A 16,128-nucleotide genomic window follows, 5' to 3' on the forward strand; every position below is an offset into this window, starting at 1 on the left:
CGGCTCTCTCCTCTTCTCTAACCCTCATTACCTCTCGAACTCGGACGGGCTGTAGCCCGTGATCGACTTGAACACCTGGCTGAAATAAGTCGAATTGCGGAACCCGACCATCTCGCTGATCTCGTACACCATGTACTTGCCGGTGCGGATCAGCTCCTTCGCCTTCTGTATCCGGTACTTGTTGAAGTAGGTAACGAACGGCTCGCCCGTCACCTTCTTGAACAGCTGGCTTAAGTAATTGCGATTGACGTGCAGGCTGGCCGCGATCTGCTCCAGCGTGATCTCCTGGTCGTAGCCCTTCTCGATGAATTCCCTAATGACCCGGTCCACGAGAGCGTGGCTCTTCTTGCCGTGCAGCTCCTCCTGGCTCCGCTCCAGCATTCGCGACATCGCGTCGTCCATCCGCTCCAACAGCATGGACGAGGAGCCGCACCGGCTCAGGCGGAGAAGATGCGCCTCCAGCCCTTCCTCCTCCGAGCCGAGCTTGGAGGAGTCCGCCAGGGAGGAAGCCGTCCACATCGCGCTCATGATTCCCGCGCATATTCCCGTAAGCACGGGAAGGGGAAACCCGCCGCAAGCGAGATCGCCCGCAAGGCGCTTCCACTGGCCTTCGACCTGCTGCCACCGCTTCTGGAAGATAGCGTCGTGCAGGTTCCGAACGGCTTCGAGCGGAACGTTCCGCTCCGGCTCCGGAACCGCGGATTCGCTGTACGCATAGACGCGGTTCCACTCGTTCATCTCCGCCTTCTCGACCGCCTGAAGGCTCTCGAGGTAGGAATCGATGAGCCGATGATAGCCGTTCTTGGCCAATCCCAAGCCGGCCAATACCGACAGCTTCATGTATTGCAGAATATGGCCGACGAGCTCCTCGGAGAGCTTCGTCAGGAACGGCAGCGGATAACTCGACTCTTCCATGTCGCCGAGGAACACGACTACGAAGTCCGTATCCGTATATTCCAGAGCTAGAGCCGAGAGTCCCGGCTGCGATTCCAGCCGCGTCTCCAGCAGTTCGCGAACGATGTTCCCCGTCCCGAAGCGGAGAAGCTGCCACTCTCTCTCGTCCCGGGCCGACGAGCTGTTCGAACGAACGAGGCTAAGCGTGAGGGCTTGAACGACCGCGTTATCGGGCAGCCCCATGAAGGCGATTCTCTGGCCGGGCAGCTCTTCCGGCCGATACCGCGTCGTCAGCAGATCCCGCGCGAAAGCCTCCCGCATCGTGCGACGGACGATCGCTTGCTGGCGGAAGTAGCTCGACAGAAGCGTATCGCGCTCCCTCGATTCGTTCAGCTGCTGCACGACCTCCCGGACGACGAACTCGATCTCCGCGAGGCTCGGGGGCTTCAGCAGAAAATGCTGAATGCCCGAGGACATCGCTTTCCGAGCGTTCGCGAAATCGTCGTAGCCGCTTAAGATGACGATCGGAACGGACTCGTCGATGGCGTGGATCGCTTCCGTAAGCTGGAACCCGTCCATCTCCGGCATGTAGATGTCGGTGATGACGATGTCCGGCTTCAGCTCGCGGTACTTGCGGAGGCCCTCCGCGCCGTCCCCGGCCGTGCCGATAATCCTGACGCCGATGTCCTGCCACGGAATATGTCTCAGCAGACCGTCCAACACGTAGTCGTCATCATCCACCAAGAGAATCGTATTCATGCGACAGCCCCCTCTTTAATTGCTCCAATTCCTCCTCGTCCCGGATCAGCGGAAGGGTCATGACGACCGTCGTCCCCCCTTCTTCGCCCGGCATCACCTTCACCCCGTAACGCGGGCCGCAGTAAAGCTGGATCCGGTCCTCGATATTGCGAATGCCGATCCCCCGCTTCTGCTTGTTGTCGAAGCCTTCCGGCAAGCCGCATCCGTTATCGGCGACCGCGACGACCATCTGACGGTCCGCGCCGTTCTCCCGAAGCTCGAACGATACCCGGATCGCCGCATCCTCCTTTTTCTGACGGAACCCATGGATCACCGCGTTCTCCAAGAACGGCTGCAGAATGATTTTGGGAACGAGGCAATCCAGAAGCTCCCTCGGAACCTCCTCCCCGTAATCGATCGGGAACTTGTTGCGGTAACCCTGAATCGCCATGTAGCAGCGAGCGTGCGCCAGCTCGTCCCGGACCGTCGCGTACCAGTTGCCGTTGCTAAGGCCCAGCCGGAACAGCTTCGACAGCTGCAGCACCATCTGGCTGATCTCCTGCGCGCCGTGATCGAGCGCCTTCCAGTGGATCAAATCGAGCGTATTGTACAGAAAATGCGGCTTGATGTGCGACTGAAGCAGTTGAATCTCCGATTCCCTCCGGTTGCGGTGCTCCTCGTTCAGCCTGCCGATCAGGTCCTTTAGCCTCTGAACCATTCGGTTGAAGCTTGCGGTCATGAAGAAATATTCCTGGGTGCTGGTGACCGCTTCCACGCGGACGTTGAAGTCCCCTTTCTCCACCGTTTTCATTCCGTCCACGATCCTATGAATCGGCGACGTCAGCTTCTTCGACACCCATAGCGCAAGCGGGATCGACAGCACGATCAGAGCGGACAGGAGAACGATGATGATGTTCTGGATCCGGTTGCCGTTCTTCTGGAACACGTCCTTGGAGATCAGCTGTTGGACCTCCCAATATTCCGTGCCCGAGTCGGACCGAATGAGGCTGTAGTTCGTCCCCGACAACGATTTCTCGAATTCGCCCGAAGCCGGGTCCGCGGTCAAGCCCTCCGGAAGGACCGACGCGACGTAATTGCCTCCCGAATCCCTGACGATGAAGGAGTCGCTGGCGGCATCCTTGGTCAGTTGCTTCAACAAGTCGGCTTCCGGAATGTTGATCTTGATCATCCCGACGCTCGTTCCGCGGTTGCCGTAGATCTTCTGGACGTAGCCGACCATCCGCTCGCCTTCGGGAAGGGCCGGATCGGCATGGGCGGCGAGCCAGAAGCCGTCGGAGCGATTCATCCGCGCGAGCCAGCCCTCCTCCTCCGCGTCCTTGAGCGGATGCAGGAACCGATCCTGGAACGGCTTATTGGCGCCGATCCAGTCGGTATACAGCTCGATGGAATGAAGGCCGGTCCGGACCGAGGCAAGCTTGAGAAACTCCTCGTACAGGTCTCGGCTCTTGGTCACGAAGTCGAATCGGCTCTCGGGAGGGTCGGACAAATAGTTCTGAACGAGAGCGTTCGTCACGATGAAGCGAGCCGTGTCCTGGATGCCCGATACGTAGCTGGACAGCTTCTCGGACGAGACGTCCAGCAGCTCCTTCTTGGCCGTGCGAATCTCTTGGTTGGCGATATCCGAATACGTGCTATAGTAGACGATTCCCGAGATCAGCAAGAATAGGGAGTTAAACCCGATAAAGCATAAGACCATCAACGTGACAAGCTTGGTCGGAACCTTGAACATTCTGCGCATGGCGCCCATTCCTCTTCATAGGCTATCGTGTTTCGTATGCCTATTTTAACCCTTGAGACCGGTCGTCGCGATTCCTTCGGTGAAATATTTCTGCCCCATGAAGTAGACGATCAGGCTCGGGACGACGGAGAGCACCGACATCGCGAACACGGCTCCCCAGTTGGAATTGCCCGTCGAGTCGAGGAACAGCCGCAAGCCTAGCGGAACGGTGAATTTTTTGATATCGCTGAGATAGATCAGTTGCCCGAAGAAATCGTCCCACGTCGCCATGAACGTGAAGATCGCGGCCGTCATGAGCGCGGGAGTCGCGAGCGGCAGAATGATCTTGAAGTAGAGCGTGAACCAGCCGCAGCCGTCGATCGCCGCGCTCTCGTCCAGCTCCTTCGGAATCCCGCGGATGAACTGCACCATCAAGAACACGTAGAACGCGTCCGCGAAGAACTTCGGCACCGTCAGCGGAAGGAACGTGTCCACCCAGCCGATCTCGTGGAAAATCGTATATTGCGGAATCAGCGTCACGTGCCCGGGAAGCATGAACGTTCCGAGCATCAGCGCGAACCAGAGCTTGCGCAGCGGGAACTCGATTCTCGCGAAGGCGAACGCCGCCATCGAAGAGCTGACGACCGTTCCGAGCACGGCTACGAGGCACAGGAGGAACGAGTTCAGGAAGAACCGGCCGAACTCTACGTTGCGCAGGCCGAACCATCCGTCATGATAATGCTCGAAGGTGAAGGAAGACGGCCACAAGCCCGACTGGGTAAAAATCTGGTTCGTCGGCTTAAAGGAGCTGCTGATCATCCACAGTACCGGGTACAGCATCAGAATGCCTACTCCCATGATGATGAGGTGCAGCGCGTAGGGTTTTATTTTCCTCATGAGAGTCATCGTCATTTCCCTCCGTCCGAATAGAATACCCAGAATCGGGAGGTCAAGAAGAGAACGCCGGTGAACGCCGCGATGATCGCCAGCAGAAGCCAAGCCATCGCCGAAGCGTAGCCCATCTCCATGAACGTGAAGCCCTTCATATACAAGTATAGCGAGTATAATAGCGTCGAGTTGATCGGGCCTCCCGTGCCTCCGCTAATGACGAATGCCTTGGTGAACGTCTGGAAGGATTGGATCAACGTAATGGTCAGATTGAAGAAGATAACCGGCGTCAGCAGCGGCATCGTGATTCTCGCGAACTTGCGCATGATGCCCGCCCCGTCCACGGTCGCGGCTTCGTACAGCTCTTGGGGAATCTGCTTGAGGCCGGCCAGGAAAATGATCATGACGGAGCCGAATTGCCAGATGGATAAACCGATCAGCGAATAGATCGAATAATGCGGATTCGAGATCCAAGCCGGGCCTTCGATGCCGAAGATCGCCAGCATGCGGTTGAAGATGCCTTCTTGGTCGAACACTTGCTTCCACAGGACTGAGATCGCCACGCTTCCCCCCAGCAAGGAAGGAATGTAATAGATCGTGCGGTAAAAATGAAGCATTCGAAGTCCCTGGTTCAGCATGATCGCCAGCAGGAGAGCGAACGCGAGCTTAAGAGGAACGGACAGCAGGACGTACTTGAAGGTCACCTTGACGGAGTCCTCCAAGCGGAAATCGTCGTTAAACATCGTTTTGTAGTTGTCGAGGCCGACCCACTTGGGGGCCGTCAGAAGATCGTATTGCGTGAAGGACAAATACATCGAGGCGATTATAGGACCGAGCGTCAACGCCAGGAATCCGATCAGCCAAGGAAGCAGGAAGGCGTATCCCGCCAAGTAGGTTTTGTATTTTTGCACTCCGCTCTCTCCTATCTTTGAAGAATGGGGAGCCCGCTGCCGGGCTCCCCGTACGACCGATGACGCGCTGCCTGGGTTATTGCTTGGCTTTCTCGAGCAGCTTGTTCACTTCGCTCATGAACTCGTCGACGGCGGAATCGATGGACGCGGCCCCGAAGGAGATTTTCTCGCTCGTCACCTGAAGCAGCTTGATGAACTCGCTGTCGACCGGGAACTGCTGGTACGTCACGTCCGGAGCCACTTCGCTCACGAGCGAGATGTAGTCGTACAGCACCTTGTCGACCGGAGTGATCTCGGCGGACAGCGCGTCGCGGATCTTGGCCGAAGGCGGGACGCCCCGCGTGCTGCCGAGAATGGCGCCTGCTTCGGGATCGTTCACGAGGAAGTCCATGAACTTCGCGACTTCGTCCGGGTGCTTCGTTCCCGAGTAAGCGGTGATGAACTGGCCGGAGATCGGCGGCACCATGCCGCTGCCCGCCGGTCCGTTCGGGTATGTGACGAGGCCGAGCTGGTCCTGCGTCAGCGCCTGGAAGCCGGAGATCTGGGAAGCCGAACCGCTCTGGATGGCGACCTTGCCTTGAACGAGCAGCGACTTGTCGACCGCGGTCGGCGGGTTCGCGACCTGCACCTCGGCCGGCACGATGGCGCCGCTCTTGCGAAGCTCATCCCACATCGTGAACCAGTCGACCATGTCCTTCTTGTCGAAGTGAATCGCTCCGTCGCGGTACAGCTCCTTGCCTACGCTTCCGAGATAGGAAGCGAGAGTCGCCGAATCGCTCGACAGGTCGTAGGAGCCGTAGTAGCCTTTGCCCAGCTTGTCGGAAATCTGTTTGGTCACCGTCTTGAAGTCGTCGTACGTCCAGCCGTCGGCCGGAATCGCGATGCCCGCCTTGTTGAACATGCTCGCGTTGTAGAGCAGCGCGGACGAGCTGACGCCGAGCGTGACTCCGTACACCTTCTCGTTATCCGTAGCTTCGCGAACCAAGCTCGGGGTGAAATCGTCCAGCTTGATCGCCTGGCCGACGTACGGGGTCAGGTCGAGAAGCGAGTTCTTGCCGGAGTATTCCTTGATGTTGCCTCCCATCTGGATCAGGTCCGGCGCATTGCCGGCCGCGATCTGAGTGTTCAGCTTGTCGAAGTAGCCGTCGAAGCCGGAGTATTCTCCCGTGATCTTGATGCCCGGGTTTTGCTGCTCGAACAATTCGATCGCTTTAAGCGTCTTCTCGTGGCGCTCCTCCGAGCCCCACCAGGCCATCCGCAGCTCGACGTCCTTGGCCGGCTTCTGCGAGGCCGAAGGCGAGGACGATGCGCTCGAGGACGGCTGCGCGGACGGACTTCCTTGATTGCCGTTATTGCCGTTTCCGCCGCAGGCGGCCAGCGCTAGAATCGATGATAGCATCAGGAACGAGACGGACTTTCTATTTAGCATGCGATGCAACCCCTCCTCGGAATCTTCAATGCTTCTTTATTGTAAGAGAGCTTGTAAGCGCATTCCATAAAGAAAAGTAAGGCAAATCATAACAAAACTCAGTTATTGCGAATACGGCCTACTGCCGCGCACCCGTCCGCCGTCCGCCAACTCCGTCAATGTGGTGCACCCAGTACCCTACTTTCGCTCGCCGTCGCCAACTCCGTCAATGTGGTGCACCCGGTACCCTACTTTCGCCCGCCGCCCGCCATTTCCGTCAATGTGGTGCACCCGGTACCCTACTTTCGCCCGCCGTCCTCCATTTCCGTCAATGTGGTGCACCCGGTACTACACTTTCGCTCGCCGCCCGCCATTTACGTCAATGTGGTGCACCCGGCACCCTACTTTCGCCCACCGCCCGCCATTTACGTCAATGTGGTGCATCCGATACCCTACTTTCGCCCGCCGCCCGCCATTTCCGATGTGGTGCACCCAGTACCCTACTTTTGCCCGCCGTCCGCCAACTCCGTCAATGTGGTGCACCCGGTACCCTACTTTTGCCCGCCGCCCGCCAACTCCGTCAATGTGGTGCACCCGATACCACACTTTCACGATGGCCGAGCTGGCTTAGCTAACTGACCGCCCCTCCCCCCCACAGCTCCGCACTAACCTGCCTGTAACGGAACTGAGCGACGTTATTTCGCGCCAATACTGCGTTTTTAAAATCTAACGGAACTGAGCGACGTTATTTCGATGGAACAAAGGTATTAATAGGCGTTTTGACCAAAATAAGGACTATTATTTCCGTTAGAAATAAAAGGAGCTTCTTAAACCGCAAATAACGGCTGTCAGTTCCGTTAGAGTTGGGAGAGAACACAAAACAACCCGCCGATAATCGGCGGGCTGAGATCAAATCGCAATATTAGTAAGCGCTCCAGCCGGAGTCGGCCGCGATCGTGACGCCGTTCAGGTACGACGATTCGTCGGACGCCAGGAACAGCGCGATGCTTGCGATCTCCTCCGGGGTACCCGGTCTCGGCATCAGACTGGTGCCTCGGGTCGCCGCTTCCATTCCGAACGAGTCCACGTTCGCCATGTTCAGCGTAAGCGGCGTAGGAATGAACGCCGGGCCGATCGCGTTGCAGCGAATGTTCTGCGGTCCGTACTGCGAGGCGACGTTCTTCGTCATCCCGACGACGGCATGCTTCGAGGCCGTGTAGGCCAAGCCGCCGCGTCCTCCGGTCAGGCCGGAGATGGACGCCATGTTGACGATCGTTCCGCGCCCCTTCTCGAGGAAAATCGGGAGAGCCTTGCGGATTCCGCGCATGACGCTGGTCACGTTGATGTCCATGACGCGGTTCCATACTTCGTCCTCGACGTTCGCCGCCGCTTGCATGCGATCCGCCGTTCCCGCGTTGTTGACGAGAATGTCGACCGTGCCGAACGCCTTCAACGCCTCATCGAACATCGCTTCAATGTCCTCTTCCTTCGTCACGTTCACTTGCACGCCGATGGCTTCGACGCCAAGCTCCTTCAGCTCGGCGACCGTCCGTTCCATGCCATGCTTATCGAAGTCCGCGACGACGATCTTCGCTCCTTCCCGGCCGTAGGCGAGAGCGATCGCTTTGCCGATTCCGGAGCCGCTGCCCGTAATGATGGCCGCTTTATCTTGAAGTCTCCCCATGAATAAGACGCCTCCTTCTGCGCAATTAATTAGCTTTACGCTTTAACCCCTTCGATCTCCGCGATCTTGCCCGCTACGGCGTCGGTCAGCTCCGTCGCCGTCTTCGGAACGAACGACTTCAGAATCGAATTGACCATCGGGCCCATCGCTCCCTTGGCGGTAATGTCTAGATGGCCGGTCATGCGGGTGCGGTCCTCGCCGAGAGCTTCCGCCTCGAAATAGCCGCCTCCCGCGAAGTTGTCGGACAAGCCGGTCAGGTCGAAGGTGACCTTCGTCGGCTCGATCCAGTCCGTGATGTCGATCTTCAGCTTGACCGTCTTCTTCATGAAGCCGAGATCGCCCTTGAACGACCAGGTGGATTGGCGGTCGTTAAGAATCGAATGCTCGATGTAACCCGGGACAAGCGGAGCCCACTTGTCCATGTCGCTGACGAACTGCCAGATGCGCCCGATCGGGACGGGCAATTCCACGCTATGAGTACCGTTAGGCATGAGTGCGCACTTCCTTATCTAGTTAAAATGTCGATTAGATACTCTTGGCTTCCGACTTGGCTGCGGCGAGGCCCGCCAGGTACCCGAACGTCATCGCCGGACCGATCGTTCCGCCCGCGCTGACGTAGGTTTGGCCCAGGATGCCCATCGCCGCGTTGCCGGCCGCGTACAACCCGTCGATCGGCTTGCCGCGCAGGCTGATCACTTGCCCGTTCGCGTTGATGCGCGGTCCGCCGTTCGTGCCGAGCGCGCCGAAGTAGATCGGCAGCGCGTAGAACGGAGCCTTCTCGATAGGGCCGATGTTCGCCGCCGCGTTCCCGCCGCCTCCCGGCAGGTTCTCGAAGAACGTCGTGCCGCGATGGAAGTCCGGATCGATTCCCTTGGCCGCGTTCTCGTTCCAGCGCTTGACGGTCGCTTCCAGCCCGTCCGGATCGACGCCGATTCGCTCGGCCAGCTCGCGGATCGATTCCGCGCGGTCGACCCAATCCGGAGTCTCCTCGCCCGGCATCATCGTGATGATCATCTGGCTGTCCTTGAGCTGCTGGTCGAAAATCATCCAAACCGGCGGCTCGTTCGGCCATTCGAGGGCAACGGGATCGTATTGATAGAACGCCTTCGGCATGTCGTTGTACGTCGCGCCCTCATGGACGAACCGCTTGCCGTACCGGTTGACGACGATGCTGTTCGGGCCCATGCGCCCGCCGCCGAGCTGGTTCATGACGCGATCCTCGTATTCGAACGTCGGATCCTGCATCGTCGGGTACCACCAGGCTTCGCTCATGTTGCCTAGTGCCGCCCCCGCCTCCATGGCCATGATCAGGCCGTCTCCGTCGTTGCCGGCCGGAGACAGCGGATGCGTGATCTGCCCCTTCAGGAACGTCTTGACGAGCTCCTGATTCCACTCGAAGCCGCCGGAAGCCAGAATGACGCCTTTTCTCGCCCCGATACAGAGCTTCTTGTCCCCTTGATTCGCGACGACGCCGATGACGGAGCCCTCTTCGTCAAGCACAAGCTCCTTGCCCGGAGTCTCCAGCAGAGTCTCCACCCCTCGATCAAGCAGAGTCTTAAACATTGGCGCGATCAGAGCGCGTCCCATCGTGACGATGTTGTTCTCCATGCGCTCGGCGATCTTCGCGAAGTCGACACCGCCGACCGCGCCGCCTTCTTCGAGCGTAAGCGGCGGGAAAATCGGGTTCTGGCGAATCTTGAAGCCCCACTCCCCGAGCTCGTTCAAGTTATAGGGAATCGGATCGAGCGAACGTCCGCTCTTCGCGCCTTCGAGATAGCCGTAATAGGAGGGATACCCGAGCGGAGGCGCGAACCGAAGCGGCGTATTCTCGTGCAGGAAATCGATCATCCGGTGTCCCTGGTCCACGAATACCTCCACGAGCGCCGGATCCGGCTCCTTGCCCCCGGTCAAACGGCGGATGTACGTGAGCGCTTCTTCCCGGGAATCCTCGATGCCGCCCTCCTTCATATAACGGTTCATCGCGATCCACGGAATCCCGCCCGAGAAAGCCGTCGTCCCGCCGATTTGCGAGGTTTTCTCCAGAACGAGCACTTCCGCGCCTTGAACGCTGGCCGTCACGGCCGCCGCTAGCGCCGCGCCGCCGGTTCCGAGAACGACCACGTCGACTTCGCGATCCCACTGAGCTGGCTTTTTGGCTGGCATGTTCGAACATCTCCAATCCGCATAAGAAATCGGCGGTCGTCAAACCCCTCATGTAAGCGTTGTCTTAAGTGTTCAAAAAAAGAAGAGCACCACGTCCAACAACAAAATGATAGTTTAACTATCACCGTGATATAAATCATATCAGACGACTTTCGATTTGGCAATTCGGTTGTTGCCTTCCGTATCAGAGGCTATAATACAAAAAAGAGATCTCGCATCGGAATGAGAGGCTAGTCGAATGGATCCCAAAACGAGGTACGAGAACGAGCGTCTCGCCGGCAAGGAAAGCCGGGAGCGGGCGATTCTCGAAGCCGCCGAGCAAGTGTTCACCAACAAAGGCATCGAGAAAGCGACCATGCAGGACGTCGCGAACGAGGCGAACGTCGGCATCGCTACCGTTTTCCGGTTTTTCCCGAAGAAGGACAAGCTCATTCTCGCCGTCGCCACCCGGAAGATGGAGGACGTGCTGAGCGACTTCCGCGAAATCGCCGAGTTCAACGTCCCCTGCCTGAAAAAAATAGAGCTCTTGTTCGATAAATTCTCTTTCTTGGAGAGGCATGCCCAGGTCAAGCTTCTCGAGAACTTCGACAGCTACGTCGCCCATCTGACGGAACCGCTCGAGGATATCGAGAGCTATAACTCCGTTTATCAGGAGATCTCGCATGTGTTCGCTTCCATCGCGGAGCAAGGCGCCAAGGACGGTTCGATTCGTCCCGACGTCTCCGCTCAGGATGTCCTGACGACGATTATCAACGTCTTTGGAATCTTCGCCCGCAAGCTTACCCTCCTGAGCCATATTCCCGTCGCCCGCCAAGACTTCCCCCCGGAGCGGCAGCTTACCGTTCTGAAGGAGATTTTCCTATCCTATCTTCGCAATCCGAATCAAGCTTGAAGGGGCTCGCCCCTTCTTTTTTTACCAGCTTGCGCAAAAATAGATGCATATGCTACTATTGCATATGCATCTAATCGGACGGCAAAAGGAGCATATCGTCATGACGAATCGCATACCCCCGGACACGCTCGGCTATCTATTGTCGCGAACCTACTATGCCTATAAGAAGGCTGCCACGAAGGCGGTTGCCTCTTACGACATCACGCCCGAGCAATACGGGATCCTTCATCGTCTCAGCTATCGGGAAGCGATCTCCCAGAAGGAGCTTGCCGAGCTGCACGCCCGCGACCAGACCGCCGTCGGCAAGATCATCGATAAGCTGGAGAGAAAGAAGCTCGTCATCCGCAACACCGATCCGAGAGACCGCCGGGCGGTGCTCCTCTACTTGACCGAAGAGGGCAAGCAGTTGATCCATCGGCTCAATGCCGTCATGCAGGAGACGGAGAGCCAAGCCGTCGCGGGCTTGGCGGATTCCGAGGTCGAACGGTTCCTGGATACGATGAACGCGATTTTCCGCAATGTGCACGAATGAATGATGCCCCTTCAAGACGCCTCAGGCGTTTTGTCCGCCCAAATAGATGCACATGCATTTAATTATAAATAAGAGAGATCTAAAGGAGCCTAAAGAGAAATCATGTCTGCTTTTAAAACGTATCTGAAATGCCATCCTACGAGAATCGGCCTCATCTTCGCGCTGCTTGTCCCCATGCTGTTTACGCTCGTTTGGATGACGGGCTATCGCGGTGCGGATACCCGCATCGACCGGATTCACGCGGCTTTCGTGAACGAAGCCGGAGCCGAAGGAGAAGCCGCCTTGACTCGAATGATGAGTGCCGCGCCTTTCCATTCCCATGAGGCGGAGAGCTTGGACGATGCCCGGAATCGCATGGGCGACGGCGAATGGGATATGGTCGTTAGGATTCCCGATACGTTCTCCGAAGGACGCGGGGAGATCGTATTCGAGATTACGGAAGATGCTTCCGACGTCGTCAAATCGATGCTGGAAGGAGCGGCGCGGCAGCTGACGGACGGCTTGTCGGCGAACGTGGAGACGAACGCCGTGCAGGCGAATCTTGTCCGCACCTATGCGGCGGGAGACTTCTCGGAGTCGATCCTTCCGATGCTGCTCGGCTTCATTCCTTATATCGCGATGATGACCGCCAATATCCAGTTCAACCTGAGCTCCAATATTCTCAAGCGCGCGATGCCTAAATGGTCCTTGTTCTGGAGCCGCCAGGCGCTGCTTGTCGTCGTGGCTGTCGTTTTGTCCGTATTGTTAACCGCCGTCACCCGGTTATTCGTCGACCCGGCGAGCTCCTTCGGCGCGATGTTCGGCTTCCAGCTGATGCTTGTCGTTGCCTGTCTCGCGACGACGCAGATGGCCTTCGCCCTCTTCGGCCCGGTCGGACCGCTGTTTAACGTCGCGCTGGTTCCGTTCCAGCTGATGACGGCGGGGAACATTATCTCCTCCGAGATGCTGACCCCCTTCTATCGCCAAATCGGCAGCTTCCTTCCGGCCTCGAACGGAATCGAAGGGTTCATGCACCTGATCTACGGGGGACAATCGGCCGGGGCCGAAGCGCTCCATCTGGCCCTCATTGCCATAGTCGCTTGGGGGATTACGCTCGGGAAGCAGTTTATCGAGAAGAAACCGCAAGCCGTTGCGGGCGGTATGCCTCAAGGCGCGGGAGCCGCTCATTAACGAAACGCGGCGCGGCAGGGGTTATTCCCTTGCCGCGCCGTTGCGCTTTACATAAACTTGCGGAGTACTGAACTTTAGAATCTCGACGAGCTGCTCGCCCATATAGGAGGCAGGAAGCTCGAAATCGCTGTCGATCCACTCCAGGATAAGGCCGATGATTCCGTGAATCCGATACGTGCCGAACAGCTTGGTGTCGATGTGCGCGTCGCGTTCCGTCACGATAAACTCGAAATCCTTGCGGAACAGCCGATCCATCCGCCTCGTTAACGTCTCGCGAAAATTGTAGTTCGTTCGGGGATCCAGCATCACCTTGTAGAACGTTCGATTTTCCGTAAAATGATCGAACAGAACGATGGACGAGCCCGGAAGCTCGTTAAAATCGACCATGGACATTCCCGCGTAAGGCCGCCGGTACGCCTCCGTCATCCGCTCGAACATCTCCTCGATCATCTCGTCCAGCAAGTCCTCCTTCTGCTCGTAATGAGCATAGAAGGTCCCTCTCGTGCAATCCGCGTGGCTAACGAGCTCGGTGATGCTGATCTGTTGGAAGCTCTTCTCTTGCATCAGGGTTAATAAGGACGACTTGAGAATTTCTTTGGTTTTGCGGACCCGCCGATCCGGATAGGGAACCGTCATGCCTGATCTCCTTCGATTGCCTTTGTTACTTTTATCGAACAGTTTTCGGGATTTTGTAAGGTATCGTACAGTTCTATCATTATTGCATATTCAATGTTTCTCCGCTAAGAGCCTATAATAAAACCGTTTGGCAAGGACATCTTAGAAGAAAGCAGGGATCCCATATGGCTAGATTGCAGGGAAAAGTAGCGGTCGTAACGGGAGCGGGCTCCGGCATGGGGCGCGCGACGGCGATCCTGTTCGCGAAGGAAGGCGCCAAGGTCGTCCTCGCGGAATTCAACGAAGCTTCGATGAACGATACGCTCGAACAAATCAAGGCGGCGGGCGGCACGGCCGTCGCGATCAAGACCGACGTATCCAAGGAAGCGGACGTCGACGCCATGATCCAGAAGGCGCTCGACGAGTATGGCCAGCTGGACGTGCTGGCGAACATCGCGGGCATCTTCGACGCGATGTCCTCCGTCGAGAACACGTCGAACGAGCTGTTCAACCGCGTCATGGGCGTTAACCTGAACGGCCAATTCTTCGCTTGCCGCACGGCGATCAAGGTGTTCAACAAGCAAGCGACGGGCGGCACGATCGTAAACGTCGCTTCCATCGCCGGCTACCTCGGCGCTCGCGGCGGCGCGGCTTACACGATGTCGAAGCATGCCGCCATCGGCCTCACCAAGAACATCGCCGCCTTCTACGGCCGCGAGAACGGCAAGATCCGCGCGAACGTCATCGCTCCGGGCTCCATCGCGACCGGCATGACGGCGAATCTGGGCACGCTGGATCCGCTCGGCGCGGTCACGTTCGGCGACCTCGGCCCGTTCAACGGCGGCGAAGCGGAAGACATCGCGAATACCGCGCTGTTCCTCGCTTCGGACGAGTCCAAGTTCATCAACGGCGAAGTCGTCACGGTCGACGGCGCTTGGACGGCTCGATAAGGAGCGAATATTCCCATGATTACGGAAGAAACAGGTGCGGGATGCGCCTGTTTCTTTTGTTTATGGCTATGTTAAACCTAATTTCGGAGGGGCCGGGGCGGCTAACGGTAACGGACACCAGCGACGCTTAAAATCTTAAAACCAACCTTCGAAAACTCTAACGGTCACCAGAAACCCTTAGAGCTCAAAAATGGCTGTTTAAAGCAGGAAAACACACTCTAAGCGTCGCTAATGTCCGTTATATTTTGAAAATGTCTTTTTTGCGCTTCTAAGCGTCTCTTGTGTCCGTTAGCCGCCGAGGGTTGCGACATTGAAATCTACTAGCAGACTGTGAGTTCACTTCTTCGAGCCGCAGGAATCCTGCTGAAGCCCCCTGATTTTATTCAACTAACGAGGAACATTAGCTTAACACTTCGTTTGAAAATCCACTTTTCCATCCAAGACGGCTTGCAGGAATTTTTTCGATTTGCTGATACGCTTCTGGAATTCATCCATTTCTTCGATTTTTCGTTCGACCATTTTCTTCTTTGCCTCGTAAGATAAATCCAGTTGTTGATTGACTAGCAAACTTATCTCCTCAATAGAAAAACCTACGGATAAAAGCGACTTTACGTCGTCAAGAAAATCAACGATCTCATCCGAGTAAATCCGATAATTGTTTTCATCTCTTCTAACAAACATGTCCGGAATTAGGTTTTTACGTTCATAAAATCTCAGTGTCGATATGGGCAAACCCGTTATTTTGGAAACCTCGTTTATTTTCATATTGGACCTCTGTTAGTTATTGCTATAAACCTAGGTTTATAGTTCATAATGCGAACATGATAACGAAAGACATCCCCCATGTCAAAAAATCAACGTTATCCAAAGGAGAGGTTTCATGTTTACCCATATTCAAACTAACGATTTCGCCGGCATCGTCAAAGGACGGCGTTCCGTGCGCCATTACGACGAGAATTTTAAAATATCGAAAGAAGAAATGAGCGAGATGATCGCGGAAGCCAGCCTGGCTCCGTCCTCCGCGAATATGCAGCCATGGCGCGTTGTGGTGGTCGATACTCCGGAAGGAAAAGAGAAACTAAGGCCTCTTGTGCGTTTCAATACCGCGCAAAACGATACTTCATCGGCGATGTTATTGATTTTCGGCGATACCGAAAGCTATTTGAATGCGGAGGAAATTTACAATGCGGCCGTGGAGCAAGGCAAAATGCCAGCCGATGTGCGCGATAGGCAGCTCGAAACCATCCTAACGATGTATCCGACTCTGCCGAAGGAACTGAAAGTCGAAGTCGCCAAAATCGATAGCAGCCTTTTCGCCATGCAGTTCATGTTGGTCGCCCGTGCGCATGGGTACGACACGAATCCGATGGCGGGCTTTGAAGTCGATCAGGTAGCCAAAGCATTCGATCTTGATGAAGAACGCTATGCTCCCGTAATGATCCTCTCAATAGGAAAAGCCAAGGAAGACGGGCATGAGTCCGTTCGATTAGGCTCTGACAGGATTACCTTTTGGCGGTAACCGTTTATCCTTAAATCGACGGGACA

15 protein-coding genes are annotated in these 16,128 nt (G+C 56.7%); 5 read left to right on the forward strand and 10 right to left on the reverse strand.

Annotation, left to right across the window (positions count from 1 at the left end):
• Nucleotides 1–27: 27 nt before the first annotated feature.
• The 8 genes from H7B67_RS12765 to H7B67_RS12800 form a co-directional block, all read right to left on the reverse strand.
• Nucleotides 28–1,653: a response regulator transcription factor gene (locus H7B67_RS12765; RefSeq protein WP_185120203.1), complete on the reverse strand. Its 1,626-nt coding sequence runs from the start codon at nucleotides 1,651–1,653 to the stop codon at nucleotides 28–30.
• Nucleotides 1,628–3,391, reverse strand: coding sequence for a cache domain-containing sensor histidine kinase (locus H7B67_RS12770; RefSeq protein ID WP_185120204.1), 1,764 nt, complete (start codon nucleotides 3,389–3,391; stop codon nucleotides 1,628–1,630). Before H7B67_RS12770 ends, H7B67_RS12765 begins: the two co-directional genes overlap by 26 nt.
• Nucleotides 3,392–3,436: 45 nt before the next feature.
• Nucleotides 3,437–4,276 (reverse strand): carbohydrate ABC transporter permease, encoded by an 840-nt coding sequence (locus H7B67_RS12775; protein ID WP_185120205.1) that lies wholly within the window; start codon nucleotides 4,274–4,276, stop codon nucleotides 3,437–3,439.
• A 2-nt stretch (nucleotides 4,277–4,278) separates the two neighbouring features.
• The gene (locus tag H7B67_RS12780) at nucleotides 4,279–5,169 is read right to left on the reverse strand and encodes a carbohydrate ABC transporter permease (protein ID WP_342592585.1); all 891 of its coding nucleotides are present in this window, start codon (nucleotides 5,167–5,169) and stop codon (nucleotides 4,279–4,281) included.
• Nucleotides 5,170–5,245: 76 nt separating this feature from the next.
• Nucleotides 5,246–6,598, reverse strand: coding sequence for an ABC transporter substrate-binding protein (locus tag H7B67_RS12785; RefSeq protein ID WP_185120206.1), 1,353 nt, complete (start codon nucleotides 6,596–6,598; stop codon nucleotides 5,246–5,248).
• 901 nt (nucleotides 6,599–7,499) lie between these two features.
• Nucleotides 7,500–8,261 carry an SDR family NAD(P)-dependent oxidoreductase gene (locus H7B67_RS12790; protein ID WP_185120207.1) on the reverse strand — a complete coding sequence of 254 codons (762 nt, stop codon included), beginning with the start codon at nucleotides 8,259–8,261 and terminating at the stop codon, nucleotides 7,500–7,502.
• A gap of 35 nt (nucleotides 8,262–8,296) precedes the next feature.
• On the reverse strand, nucleotides 8,297–8,752 hold the full coding sequence (locus H7B67_RS12795) for an SRPBCC family protein (RefSeq protein ID WP_185120208.1): 456 nt from the start codon (nucleotides 8,750–8,752) through the stop codon (nucleotides 8,297–8,299).
• Between the two features lie 34 nt (nucleotides 8,753–8,786).
• Nucleotides 8,787–10,424 (reverse strand): FAD-dependent oxidoreductase, encoded by a 1,638-nt coding sequence (locus H7B67_RS12800; RefSeq protein ID WP_185120209.1) that lies wholly within the window; start codon nucleotides 10,422–10,424, stop codon nucleotides 8,787–8,789.
• Between the two features lie 238 nt (nucleotides 10,425–10,662).
• On the opposite strand from H7B67_RS12800, the gene H7B67_RS12805 reads away from it, so the two are divergent.
• The 3 genes from H7B67_RS12805 (at nucleotide 10,663) to H7B67_RS12815 (ending at nucleotide 13,018) form a co-directional block, all read left to right on the forward strand.
• Entirely contained in the window at nucleotides 10,663–11,316 is a 654-nt protein-coding gene (locus tag H7B67_RS12805) for a TetR/AcrR family transcriptional regulator (RefSeq protein WP_185120210.1), read from the forward strand.
• Between the two features lie 100 nt (nucleotides 11,317–11,416).
• Nucleotides 11,417–11,848, forward strand: coding sequence for a MarR family winged helix-turn-helix transcriptional regulator (locus H7B67_RS12810; RefSeq protein WP_185120211.1), 432 nt, complete (start codon nucleotides 11,417–11,419; stop codon nucleotides 11,846–11,848).
• A gap of 102 nt (nucleotides 11,849–11,950) precedes the next feature.
• Nucleotides 11,951–13,018: a YhgE/Pip domain-containing protein gene (locus tag H7B67_RS12815; RefSeq protein WP_185120212.1), complete on the forward strand. Its 1,068-nt coding sequence runs from the start codon at nucleotides 11,951–11,953 to the stop codon at nucleotides 13,016–13,018.
• Nucleotides 13,019–13,039: 21 nt separating this feature from the next.
• Here H7B67_RS12815 and H7B67_RS12820 read toward each other — a convergent pair whose 3' ends face one another.
• Nucleotides 13,040–13,654, reverse strand: coding sequence for a TetR/AcrR family transcriptional regulator (locus tag H7B67_RS12820; protein ID WP_185120213.1), 615 nt, complete (start codon nucleotides 13,652–13,654; stop codon nucleotides 13,040–13,042).
• A 164-nt stretch (nucleotides 13,655–13,818) separates the two neighbouring features.
• Here H7B67_RS12820 and H7B67_RS12825 point away from each other — a divergent pair, with 164 nt between their 5' ends.
• On the forward strand, nucleotides 13,819–14,583 hold the full coding sequence (locus H7B67_RS12825) for an SDR family NAD(P)-dependent oxidoreductase (RefSeq protein ID WP_185120214.1): 765 nt from the start codon (nucleotides 13,819–13,821) through the stop codon (nucleotides 14,581–14,583).
• A 405-nt stretch (nucleotides 14,584–14,988) separates the two neighbouring features.
• Here the strand turns inward: H7B67_RS12825 and H7B67_RS12830 are convergent, their stop codons facing one another.
• A complete protein-coding gene (locus tag H7B67_RS12830) occupies nucleotides 14,989–15,348 on the reverse strand; it encodes a MerR family transcriptional regulator (RefSeq protein ID WP_185120215.1) in 360 nt (119 codons plus the stop codon).
• 115 nt (nucleotides 15,349–15,463) lie between these two features.
• Between H7B67_RS12830 and H7B67_RS12835 the strand changes: the two genes are divergently transcribed.
• Nucleotides 15,464–16,102 (forward strand): nitroreductase family protein, encoded by a 639-nt coding sequence (locus tag H7B67_RS12835; protein ID WP_185120216.1) that lies wholly within the window; start codon nucleotides 15,464–15,466, stop codon nucleotides 16,100–16,102.
• Nucleotides 16,103–16,128: the final 26 nt, after the last annotated feature.

Origin of the sequence: Cohnella thailandensis, from assembly GCF_014212135.1 — a bacterium.
Taxonomy (GTDB): Bacteria; Bacillota; Bacilli; order Paenibacillales; family Paenibacillaceae; genus Cohnella; species Cohnella thailandensis.